12 protein-coding genes are annotated in these 10,389 nt (G+C 73.1%); 3 read left to right on the top strand and 9 right to left on the bottom strand.

What is annotated here, in order from left to right:
• Nucleotides 1-244 precede the first annotated feature (244 nt).
• Genes AB0I89_RS27620 through AB0I89_RS27610 form a run of 3 tightly spaced genes read right to left on the bottom strand, consistent with a single transcriptional unit; the run spans nucleotide 245 to nucleotide 1,868 of the window.
• Complete coding sequence (locus AB0I89_RS27620; RefSeq protein ID WP_357132736.1) at nucleotides 245-1,222, bottom strand: NAD(P)-dependent alcohol dehydrogenase; 978 nt, start codon at nucleotides 1,220-1,222, stop codon at nucleotides 245-247.
• Nucleotides 1,219-1,416, bottom strand: a complete 198-nt coding sequence (locus AB0I89_RS27615) for a helix-turn-helix transcriptional regulator (RefSeq protein WP_355051501.1) — start codon at nucleotides 1,414-1,416, stop codon at nucleotides 1,219-1,221. Before AB0I89_RS27615 ends, AB0I89_RS27620 begins: the two co-directional genes overlap by 4 nt.
• Before the next feature lie 23 nt (nucleotides 1,417-1,439).
• The gene (locus tag AB0I89_RS27610; protein WP_357132734.1) at nucleotides 1,440-1,868 is read right to left on the bottom strand and encodes a hypothetical protein; all 429 of its coding nucleotides are present in this window, start codon (nucleotides 1,866-1,868) and stop codon (nucleotides 1,440-1,442) included.
• 167 nt (nucleotides 1,869-2,035) lie between these two features.
• Between AB0I89_RS27610 and AB0I89_RS27605 the strand changes: the two genes are divergently transcribed.
• Nucleotides 2,036-3,286, top strand: coding sequence for a DUF222 domain-containing protein (locus AB0I89_RS27605; RefSeq protein WP_357132733.1), 1,251 nt, complete (start codon nucleotides 2,036-2,038; stop codon nucleotides 3,284-3,286).
• 249 nt (nucleotides 3,287-3,535) lie between these two features.
• Here the strand turns inward: AB0I89_RS27605 and AB0I89_RS27600 are convergent, their stop codons facing one another.
• From AB0I89_RS27600 to AB0I89_RS27580, 5 genes are all read right to left on the bottom strand, one after another.
• A complete protein-coding gene (locus AB0I89_RS27600; protein WP_357132730.1) occupies nucleotides 3,536-3,877 on the bottom strand; it encodes a hypothetical protein in 342 nt (113 codons plus the stop codon).
• A gap of 24 nt (nucleotides 3,878-3,901) precedes the next feature.
• Nucleotides 3,902-4,600 (bottom strand): NADPH-dependent F420 reductase, encoded by a 699-nt coding sequence (gene npdG / locus AB0I89_RS27595; protein WP_357132728.1) that lies wholly within the window; start codon nucleotides 4,598-4,600, stop codon nucleotides 3,902-3,904.
• 89 nt (nucleotides 4,601-4,689) lie between these two features.
• Complete coding sequence (locus tag AB0I89_RS27590; RefSeq protein WP_357132726.1) at nucleotides 4,690-6,120, bottom strand: RNB domain-containing ribonuclease; 1,431 nt, start codon at nucleotides 6,118-6,120, stop codon at nucleotides 4,690-4,692.
• A 147-nt stretch (nucleotides 6,121-6,267) separates the two neighbouring features.
• Nucleotides 6,268-7,155 (bottom strand): histone, encoded by an 888-nt coding sequence (locus AB0I89_RS27585; RefSeq protein WP_357132723.1) that lies wholly within the window; start codon nucleotides 7,153-7,155, stop codon nucleotides 6,268-6,270.
• 82 nt (nucleotides 7,156-7,237) lie between these two features.
• Nucleotides 7,238-7,441, bottom strand: a complete 204-nt coding sequence (locus tag AB0I89_RS27580) for a hypothetical protein (RefSeq protein ID WP_357132722.1) — start codon at nucleotides 7,439-7,441, stop codon at nucleotides 7,238-7,240.
• Nucleotides 7,442-7,641: 200 nt separating this feature from the next.
• Here AB0I89_RS27580 and AB0I89_RS27575 point away from each other — a divergent pair, with 200 nt between their 5' ends.
• Complete coding sequence (locus AB0I89_RS27575) at nucleotides 7,642-8,916, top strand: M48 family metallopeptidase (RefSeq protein WP_357132720.1); 1,275 nt, start codon at nucleotides 7,642-7,644, stop codon at nucleotides 8,914-8,916.
• A gap of 59 nt (nucleotides 8,917-8,975) precedes the next feature.
• Complete coding sequence (locus tag AB0I89_RS27570) at nucleotides 8,976-9,473, top strand: NUDIX domain-containing protein (RefSeq protein ID WP_357132717.1); 498 nt, start codon at nucleotides 8,976-8,978, stop codon at nucleotides 9,471-9,473.
• A 19-nt stretch (nucleotides 9,474-9,492) separates the two neighbouring features.
• Here the strand turns inward: AB0I89_RS27570 and AB0I89_RS27565 are convergent, their stop codons facing one another.
• Entirely contained in the window at nucleotides 9,493-10,359 is an 867-nt protein-coding gene (locus AB0I89_RS27565; protein WP_357132715.1) for an AraC family transcriptional regulator, read from the bottom strand.
• Nucleotides 10,360-10,389: the final 30 nt, after the last annotated feature.

Here is a 10,389-nt window from a genome sequence, read left to right as displayed (position 1 = left end):
GGTTTCGTCCGGATACCGGTGTTGTATCCGGACGAAACCGCAACGCCGCCGGTCGTCGTCCGGGCCCGCCGCAGGCCGGCCAGCTCTTATGAAACAGGCCCTAGCCGTTTAGTGGCCTGGGTTGGCGGGGGTGGGTTGCGCCCACCCCCGTCATCCGGCCGCTGTCCGCCCAGCCGAGAACGACGGTCCGAGCGCGAGTCACGGTCGGTGCGGGCCCCGGTGAGCGGTCGCGGCGGCCACCGCGTCACACGGTGACGACGACCTTCCCCGCCGGGTGCCCGTGCCGGAGGTGGCGGATCGCGTCCGCCGCCTGGGCCAGCGGATAGGTGCGGTCGACCGCCGGGGTGAGCGCCCCCGATTCGATGAGGTTCCCCAGCTCGCTCAGGTCCCTGGTGCGCTCGACCGCGCTCACGCTACGCAGGCGTTGACCGACGAACAGGGACAGCAGCGGCGCGCGGAACATCTGCCGGTCGTAGCCGCTGAGCACGGGGCCCTTGGTGTACGCGCCGCCGACCAGCGCCAGTGTCCCGTGTGGGGTGAGGGCGCGGCGCAGCAGGGAGACCGGCCGATCGCCGCCGGTGTCGATGACCACGTCGTAGATTGGGCCACGGCTGTCGACCTCCTCGCTGGTGTAGTCGAGGGTGTCGTCGGCGCCGAGGCCGCGTACGAACGCGGCCCTGGCCGGCGCGCAGACGGCGGTGACGGTCGCCCCGTACGCCTTGGCGATCTGTACGGCGTGTGACCCGACGCCGCCGGATGCGCCGATGACCAGCACGCGCTGCCCTGGGCGTACCGCGCCGCTGTCGCGGACCGCACGCAGCGCCGTCATCCCGGAGACCGGCGCGGCGGCGGCCTGCGCGAACGACAGGTTGGCCGGTTTGCGGGCCAGCCGCCGCTCCGGCGCGCTCGCGAACTCGGCGTACGAGCCGCGCGGACAGGTGCCGAACACCTCGTCGCCGGGCCGGAACCGGGTCACCCGAGCACCGACCGCGACCACCACCCCGGCCAGGTCCCGCCCGCGCACCGGCACCCGGGGCCGGCGCGGCCCTGCGGCCAGCCGCGCCAGGTAGGGGCGACCGGTCATGAAGATCCACACCCCGGGGTCGACCCCGGCGGCGCGGACCTGCACGAGGACCTCCTCGTCGTTCACGGCGGGTTGGTCGATGTCGCGGAGGTGGAGCACGTCGGCCGGGCCGTAGCTGTCCTGGACGATGGCCTTCACGGTGTCGCCTCCTCGGGGTACTGGAACACGTCGTCGAGACGTGCGTCGAACAAGCGCGCGATCTTGAACGCCATCTCCAGCGACGGCGAGTAACGACTCTGCTCGATGGCGATGACGGTCTGTCGGGTCACGCCGATCCGCTCGGCGAGCTCGGCCTGGGTCATCTCGCCGTGCGCGAAGCGCAGCGCGCGGATGTTGTTCGTGACGCGGGTCGGCTTCACCACTGCGGGACACCCTTGCGGTAGACGATCACCTTCGCCAGGGCGCCAACCGCCGCCGACAGGACGAAGCACAGGTAGATGACGTTCGCGATCCAGAACCAGTCCCATTCGGCCAACGCCATCAGCATCGCCGACACCGCGCCGATGGCCACGAACGCCTGACCGACGTGGTCACCGAGCCGTCCGATCTCCCGGTCCCGGACGTCCTTGGCACGGGAGGCGCCCGGGTTCAGCACACCCATCCCGATCTCGGCCACGATGCTCGCGACGACGGCCCCGCCGATGGTCCACAACAGCACCCCGGCGTACGGCGTGGCGGTGAGCGGACCACCGTCGGCCCGGTTCAGGACCACGGCCGCGTAGGCGGCGTAGCCCACCACACTGACCACCAGCATGATCCAGGCGCGTTTCTCCTCGTGCGTCACGACCGCCTCCTGCTGTAAAGAATTCTTGACATGCTCATAGTATGGCGTCTTTGACATCATGTCTAGAAAGCTTTACATCGGCGTCGTGCGCCCCCGATCGGGCCGCGAGGTCACCCTCATTGATCATGGTGACTGGTTTTGTCGTACACCTGTTCTAGGTTCGGGGTGTGATCGAAGAGTTGGCGCAGGCGCGGGGCGCGGTGGCGGATGCCGCCGCCGCGCCGGCCTGGGCCCTCGCGGAGCATGACCTGGTGGCTGCGCTCGACGCCGCGCACCGGCTCGAGCAGCAGCTCGCGGCCGTCAAGCTGACCCTCGTGCGCGAGCTGGACGGCCGGGGCACGGCCCTGGCGCAGGGCGCTTCGTCGACGGCGGTCTGGTTGCGCGACCGCCTACGGTTGACAGTTCCCGCGGCCCGCCGGTTGGTCGAGTCCGCTCACGCCCTCGACACGGGCGCTCCCGAGGTCCGCCGGGCGCTGGCCGACGGAGACGTCAGCCTGGAGCAGGCCCGCGTCATCGCCGACACCGTCGACACCGTGCGGGCCGCCGCCGGCACTGACGTCGCCACCAGAGCGATCGGCGTCCTCGTCGACTGGGCCGGCCAGTTCGACCCCACCCTGCTGCGCAGGCTCGCCACCCGCATCCTCGACCACGTCGCACCCGAGGTCGCCGACGCCGCCGCGAAGGCCGCCCTCGACGCCGAAGCCCGCCGAGCCACCCGGGACCGTCACCTCACCCTGTCCGAGCTGACCGACGGCCGGCTGCGGTTGAGCGGCACCCTCGACGCGGAGACCGCCGGCCTGCTCCGCGCCGCCATCGACCCACTGACCGCACCCTCCGGTCAGGACGACCACCGGTCACCGGGGCAACGGCGGCACGACGCCCTCGGCGACCTCTGCCGACTCGCCCTGCGCGCCGAGAGGCTGCCCGAGCACGGCGGCGAGCCGACCCAGCTCGTCGTCACCACCAGCTTCGACGGCCTGGTCCGGCAGCTCGGTGCCGGCACTCTCGACGCCGGCTTCGGGCTCACCCCGGAGACGGTACGTCGCCTCGCCTGCGACGCCGCCATCCTGCCCGCCGTGCTCGGCAGCGCCGGCCAGCCACTCGACGTCGGCCGGCAGCGCCGACTCGTCACCGGTCCCCTGCGCCGCGCCCTGATCCTGCGCGACCGAGGCTGCGCCTTCCCCGGCTGCGACCGACCACCCCGCTGGTGCGACGCCCACCACCTCCGACACTGGGCCGACGGCGGCGACACCAACCTGGCCAACGCGGTGCTGCTCTGCGGCCACCACCACCGCCACCTCCACCGTGGCGAGTGGGCCGTCCAGTTGGGCGGCAACGGCCACCCCGAATTCATCCCGCCCGCCTGGCTCGATCCCGACCAGCTCCCCCGCCGCAACCACTACCACCGGCGAACATGACGGCAGCGGGTCAGCCACGCACCCGATGACGGTGCCGTTCGACCTCTCGATTCGTGGCTGCGCCGCGCGTTCCGGAGCTGGCGAGCGTGCCGTTTGCACGGCCTGCACGGGGCGCGGGCGGAGCCGCACGGCGGTGCGCTCACCGCAGGCGTGCGGCCCTCGAACGACGGTGCGGCGGGACACGGGGCGGCGAGCAGGGCCTCGGCTTGGCGCCGGTGTGCCCAGCGGTCGGCCCGTCCCCCGCGCAGGCTAGCTCTCGCGATTGTCGGGCAGATCGAGGTACGCCAGCAGCCGCAGCAGCCCGCTGACGTGCGAAAGGTCGTGCCACAGCGACACGAAGCCGTCTGGACCACCCCGCCGCAGGAGGCTCGTCAGCTCGGCGACATCGTCGCTACTCTGCCCGCAGTCGATCTCCAACTCGGGGCGCTGGACCATCCCGAACGCCGCACCCAGGTCCATGTTCCAGTAGTGGTCGACGCCAAGCTGTGACAGCTGGATCTCCGGACCGAATCGGCTCTCCGCCGCATCCAACAACATCGAGCACGCTCGGCGCAGATCCGCGATCCGCAACACCCCGTCAGCATCGGTCATGCCCCAGGATCCCTCAGGGCACTGTCAGAGGTCGGTGACGCGGATGCCGGCGTGGGCCTTGTAGCGCTTGTTGATGGCGATCAGGTTCGCGGTGAACGCCTCGATCTGGTGGGCGTTGCGCAGCCGACCGGCGTAGATGCCGCGCATGCCGGGGATCCGCGCGGCGAGCGCCCCGACGATGTCGACGAGTTCCCGGTCCTCGGTGCAGATCAGCACGTCGAGGTCGATCCGGTCGACCTCGGGGTCGGCCAGCAGTGGTGCGCTCACGTGGTTGAACGCGGCGCAGACGCGGGAGTCGGGCAGCAGCGCGGCAGCCTGCTGGACGGCGCTGCCCTCGGCGACGGTGAGCGCGTACGGACCCTGCTTGTCGAAGCCCAGCGGGTTGACGCAGTCAACGACGATCGTGCCGGCCAACGGCTCCGCCAGGGCGGCGACGGTGGCCGCGTGGCCGTCCCACGGCACCGCGATGATCACCACGTCGCTGCGGCGGGCCACCTCGTCGTTGGCCGCGCCGGTGATCCGCACCTCGGCCGGCATCCGGGGCAGCGCGGCGATCTCGGCGGCGGACTCGGTGGCCCGCTCGGCGGACCGGGAGCCGATCAGCACCGTCTGGCCGGCCCGGGCGAGTCGATAGGCGAGGCCACGGCCCTGGTCGCCGGTGCCGCCGATGATGCCGACCGTCAGCCCGGAAACGTCGGGCAGCGTGCTCGCGTCGTATGCCATGGGCTCATCCTCGCAAACCGCTCGGCGCGCCAGAGTCGCCAGCCACTGTGACAATCCCCGCTGCCCGCGCGACCCGACCGCGCGGCGACTCAGGCCAGCTCGAACAGCACCGTACGGGCCGCCGGGTCGGCGTTGACCAGGCGGACGCGGACCCGTTCGCCGAGCGGAAGTTCACCGAGGCAGCGGCTGCGGACCGGCGGGGCGTCCAGGGCCACGGTTCCGCCGGGCGGCCGCGGCCGGGACTTGCCGTTGGCGGGGGCGTCGACGTCGAGCACCGCCGCGTCGAAGGTCTCCCCCACCCGGTGTTCCAGCAGCACCGCCTCGGCCAGTTCGACCGCGCCCCGGCTGGCCGCCGAGGCGGTGCGGTCGGTGCTGGCCATCACCTCGGGCAGCCGGGGCAGCGCGGCGCGGGCCCAGTCGGGCACCTCCCGGCCCGCGTGCAGGGCCAGGCAGACCTCGGTGGCGTACCGGTCGGCCAGGCGCCGCAACGGCGCCGTGACATGGGCGTACGCGGCCGCGACCCCGCCGTGCTCCGGCTGCTCCGGGCGGCTGCCGTCGAAGGCGGTGTACGCGGCGCCGCGCATCAACTCGGCGGCCTGGTCGATGAACGCGGCGGCACGTGGCTGCGCGGCGTCCAGTCCGGCGATGACCTCGCCGGGGCTCGCGCCGTCCGGCCAGCGCACGCCCAGCGGGGCGGCGGCCGCCCGCAGGCGTTGCACCGCCTCCGGCTTCGGTGGGGGCATCGTCCGCAGCAGGCCGATCCCGCCGGCCAGCATGATGTCGGCGGCGGCCATCCCGGTCAGCAGCGAGATCTGCGCGTTGTGCTCCTCCATGGGCGCCGGCCCGCGCAGCACCAGCCGCCACCCGTCGCCATCGGGCTCCACGTCCTGCTCGGGCAGCGGCAGGTTAATGGCCCCCCGGCGCAGCCCACGGGCGGTCAGCCGGTCGCCGATCTCGGGCAGCAGCGCGATCGGCTCGGGCAGCCGACCGGCGTCGGCCGCCGCCTGCACGCCGGTGTAGTCGAGCTTGGCCCGACTGCGGACCAGGGCGCGCTCCAGCTCGACGGCCACCGTGGCGCCGTCGGCGTCCAGGTCGATGGTCCACACCACGGCGGCGCGGTCGTCGTCGGGCAGCAGGCTGGCCGCACCCTCGCTGAGCGTCACCGGGTGCAGCGGCACGTTGCCGTCGGGCAGGTAGACCGTCTGCCCGCGCCGCCAGGTCTCCTCCTCCAGCGCGCCGCCCGGCTCGACGTGCGCGGCGACGTCCGCGATCGCGTACCGCACGCGGTAGCCACCTCCCGTCCGGCGGGCCAGGTGCATCGCCTGGTCCAGGTCACGGGAGGTGGCCGGGTCGACGGTGACGAACGGTATGTCGGTGCGGTCGACGGCCGGCCGGGGCGGCGCGGCGGCCGCCGCGTCGGCCTCCCGCTGGGCGGCCGTGGGGAAGCTCTCGGGCAGGCCGAGCTCGCGGCGCAGCGCGCCGAAGTCGATGCGGGGGGCGAGTACGCGTCGGATGACCACGGGTCAATCCTGACAGCGCCGCCGGTGATCCGCTTCCGGTGACCGGCCGAGTCCACGCCGCGCCGCCCGGCCAGCCCGGGGCGACGACCAGCGCCAGCCGGGGCGACCCCGGCCGAGGCGGGGCGGCCAGCCCGGGGACGACCAGCGTCAGCCGGTCGCCCTCCGCGCCGTGGTCCGCGTACCCCGGGGGGCGGTTGCCCGCGCGGCGACCGGCTGCGACGGCGACTTGCGGGCGGTCACCTTGCGGGCCGGCGCCTTGGCGGCGGTGGTCTTCTTCGCCGGGGCCTTCTTCGCCGCCGCCTTACGGGCGGTCGTCGACGACGTGCCGGTCACCTTCGAGGCCGGGGCCTTCTTCGCCGCCGCCTTGCGCGCGCCGCCGGCCGGACGGGTCGCCGTCTTCTTCGCCGCCGTGGTCTTCTTCGCGGGCGCCTTCTTGGCGGGAGCCTTCTTCGCGGCCGTCTTCTTCACCGCCGACGCCTTGGTCGCGACCTTGCGGGCGGGCGCCTTCGTCGCGGCCGTGGTCCTCTTGGCCGCCGAGGCGGTGGTCTTCTTCGCCGCGCTGGTGGTCTTCTTCGCCGCGCTCGTCGCCTTGGTCGCGGTGCCGCTCTTGCGCGCCGTGGCTGCCGGGCTCCGCTTCGCGGCGGTGGCCGTCCCGCGGGCGGACGCGGTCTTCGCGGGCGCCTTCCTGGCCGCCGCCGTGTTCTTGGTCGCCGTGGTCCTGGCCGTGGTCGCGGTCTTCTTCGCGGGCGCCTTCTTGGCCGCCGTGGTCCTCTTGGCCGCCGCCGTGGTCTTCGTCGTCTTCGTCGCCGTTGCCTTCTTGGCGGGGGCCTTCTTCGCCGCGGTGGTCGTCTTCGTCGCCGGGGCACGCCCCGCGCCGCCGGCCGCCTTGCGGGCCGGCGCCTTCGCCGCGCCCGTGGTGGACTTGCGCACGGGGGTGGTCCGGCTCGCCGACGTGCCACGCTCCGCCGCGGCGGTCTTCTTCGCGGTGGTCTTGCGGGCGGCCGGGCGGGTGGTGGCCTGCTGTGTAACGGCCATCGTGGTTCCCTCCTTGGGGACGTGCTCTCGCGTGCGTCCTCGCGGAGCACGAACTACCGCGACGCGGGCCGTCCCGCGCCGTCTACCTGTCCTCCCCGGCCCAACGCGCGTCCTCGGCCTCCCACGCCTCATTCCGCTCCTGCACTCGCTGCAGGGCGTTCTCCGCGTCGGCCGCCGAGTCGTACGGGCCGAGGACGTGCTTCGCCGGACACACGTCGGCGTCCGTCTCGACCCGGTGGTGTCGGGTGCACCAGTAGAACTGCCCACTACGTTCGCTGTCGCTCATGGGAAACACTGTGCACCGCGAACCGGTTGCCCGCCACCGGATCACGCAAGTCGCCTAACCCTCTCCACAGTAGAGACGCTTACCGCACCGCGGGCGAAAACGCCGAAAGAAGTGCAGGTGGGGGCGTTGGAAGGCGCGGGAACACCGGTGGCCGAACGGTCGATTCCCCGGCCCGACGCTCCGGGGCAGGATTCGTGGCCGTGATCAACACGGTGACGGGCGCGGGGGCGTGCCCGCGATGCGGAACGACCACCGCGTCGCTGAGGGACGCGGCGCCGTGGTGCCCCGGCTGCGAGTGGAACCTGGAGGCGTACGACCCCGGGCGGCGCGAGCGCGAGTTCGGCTGGACCTGGGTCGACCGGTGGACCCACCGGTTGGCGTTTCAGGCGACCGGGCAGCAGTTCCGCCAGTTGCTCGGCCGTCCGCTCGGCGACGGCGGGTCGAGTGCGGCACGGACGCTCACCGCGGTGGTGTCCCTGCTGCTGATCGCGGCCGTGCTCGCCCTCGCGGTCGTCGGCGGTTGGCTGATCGTGGCGTTCCCCTTTCCCAACCTGGCGATCGTGCTGGGTGTGGCGATGGTCGCCCTGGCGGTCGCCCTGCGGCCCCGCTTCGGCCGGGTCGACCCGGATCTGGAGGTTCTGTCCCGCGACCGTGCGCCGGAGCTGTTCGGGCTGATCGACGAGGTGGCCGCGGCGATCGGCGCGCCGGTGCCGGACGTGGTCGGCGTCGACAACGCCATCAACGCGTACGCGGGCGCGGTCGGGGTGCGACGCCGCCGGGTGTTGGCGCTCGGGCTGCCACTGTGGGGCTCGCTGCCCGCCGGTGAACGGGTGGCGCTGCTCGGGCACGAACTCGGCCACTTCGTCAACGGCGACCCACGTCGGGGTCTGCTCACCCAACCCGCGTTCACCACGCTCGCCTCGGCCGCCGACCTGTTCCGGCCGGTGCAGACCACCGTCGGGGCCGGGCTGCTGGAGATGGTGGGTGACGCGCTGGGCCGCGCGTTCCAGTGGGTGGTGTCCCGGGTGCTGTTCGGCGCGCACCTCGTGCTGGTGAGCGTGGCGCTGCGGGACAGCCAGCGCGCTGAGTACCTCGCCGACGACCTGGCCGCCCGGGTCGCCGGCACGACGGCCGCCACCGATCTGCTCGACGCCCTGCTGGCCGGCGAGTCGATGGCGTTGGCGGTACGTGTCCACGCACGAGCGGGGCACGGCCCGGACCGTTGGCGGTCGGCGTTCGCCGAGGCCCGCGCGGCGAACAGTCACCGGCTGCCGCTGCTGCGCCAACTGTCGGTCCGTGACGAGGCCTCGCTCTTCGCCGCCCACCCGCCGCTCGGGCTGCGTCGCCAACTGCTCGCCGGACGGCCGTGGCAGGACCCGTCGGTGGTGCTCACCCCCGCCCGGCTGGAGCGCATCGACGCCGAGCTGACCGCGGAGTACAAGCGCTTTCGTCGTACCGTCGAATGGCCGGGCTGAGCACGACGCGACCTCGACGGGACGGCGGTGGCCGCCGACGCGCGGCCTATGATCGCCCGATGGCGGTACCGGACTACATCGTGCGGATGCGAAAGCACGTCGGCCACGACCTGCTGTGGCTGCCCAGCGTCAGCGCGGTCATCCGCAACGACGCCGGTGAGCTGCTGCTCGGCCAACGCTCGGACGACGGGCGGTGGTCGGTGATCAGCGGCTTCGTCGAGCCGGGCGAGCAGCCGGCCACCGCGCTGGTCCGGGAGGTGCGGGAGGAGACCGGCCTGGACGTGACGCCGCTGCGCCTGACCAGTGCCGTCTCCCACCCGCACACCTACCCCAACGGCGACCGCTGCGAATACCTCAACCTGGGCTTCGTCTGCCAGGTGGTGTCCGGCACCGCGCGGGTCAACGACGACGAGTCGCTGGACGTGCGGTGGTTCGCGCTGGACCGGCTGCCCGAGTTGGACCGGCACGCGCTGCTGGTCATCGCCTACGCGTTGCGCGACAACCCGTCGGCCGGCTATCTGCCGCCGGGCACCACCTGGGACGACGTACCCGACTGAGCCTCAGGCCGCGACGTCCTCAGGCCGCGACCCGTTCGACCGGGATCCACAGCTCCGCGTCCGCCGTGCTCCCGTCCGCGGACACCCGTACCCGGGAGATCTCCGGTCCGGGCCGGCTGCGGTACGGGTTCGACGGGAACCACTGGGTGAACACGTCCCGCCACAGGAACTGCACCGCCTGCGGGAACGCGCCGGAGGTGGTGAACACCGCCCACGACCCGGCCGCCACCGGCAGCGCGTCCAGGTCGTCCGGGGGCGTGGCCCCGGTGACGGCCCCATGCCAGTAGTCCAGCTCGCTCCCCTCGGCCCGGGTGTCGGCCAGGTTGTCGCTGACGTTGACGATCCCGGCCGGCTCCTGGTCGGAGAGCGCCTCGATCCGGGCGGTCGTCTCCTTGTCGATGCTCCTGATGAACGCGACGATCGACGGGTTCATCCCCTCGTGCACCAGCGGAACCCGGGCCTTGCGCCCCACCAGCGCGAACGCGTCCTTGGTGACGATTCGGTACTCCATGCTGCCGCTCCCTTCCACGGTGAGTCGGAAGGACATCCGGGGCTGGGAACGCAACGCCGCCCCCGTACGCCGGGCTTCTCCGGGCCCCACGCCGTGCACGGCGTGGAACGCACGGGCGAACGCCTCGGCCGAGCCGTAGCCGTAGCGCACCGCGACGTCGAGCAGCGTCCGCTCCCCCGCCAGCACGTCCGCGCCGGCGACGGTGAGCCGACGGCGGCGGACGTACTCCGACAGCGGCATGCCGGCCAGCGCGGAGAACAGCCGCCGGAAGTGGTACTCCGACGTGAGCGCGATCCGCGCCAGGTCGGCCACCTCGATCTGCTGGTCGAGGTGCCGCTCGATGTGCGCCATGGCCTCGTTGAGCCGCTCCAGCACCCGGGCCTCCTTCCCTTTCGAGCAGCAACG

Source organism: Micromonospora sp. NPDC049801 (assembly GCF_040656575.1).
Taxonomy (GTDB): Bacteria; Actinomycetota; Actinomycetes; order Mycobacteriales; family Micromonosporaceae; genus Micromonospora.
Note: the sequence above shows the minus strand (reverse complement) of the source record. Positions and strands in the feature narration are given on the sequence as shown.

What these genes read in the sequence shown, in the direction of transcription:
- AB0I89_RS27585 (WP_357132723.1), bottom strand. Translation starts at nt 7,155, where the DNA reads ATGGCCGTTACACAGCAGGCCACCACCCGCCCGGCCGCCCGCAAGACC.
- AB0I89_RS27600 (WP_357132730.1), bottom strand. Translation starts at nt 3,877, where the DNA reads ATGACCGATGCTGACGGGGTGTTGCGGATCGCGGATCTGCGCCGAGCG.
- npdG (WP_357132728.1), bottom strand. Translation starts at nt 4,600, where the DNA reads ATGGCATACGACGCGAGCACGCTGCCCGACGTTTCCGGGCTGACGGTC.
- AB0I89_RS27580 (WP_357132722.1), bottom strand. Translation starts at nt 7,441, where the DNA reads ATGAGCGACAGCGAACGTAGTGGGCAGTTCTACTGGTGCACCCGACAC.
- AB0I89_RS27570 (WP_357132717.1), top strand. Translation starts at nt 8,976, where the DNA reads ATGGCGGTACCGGACTACATCGTGCGGATGCGAAAGCACGTCGGCCAC.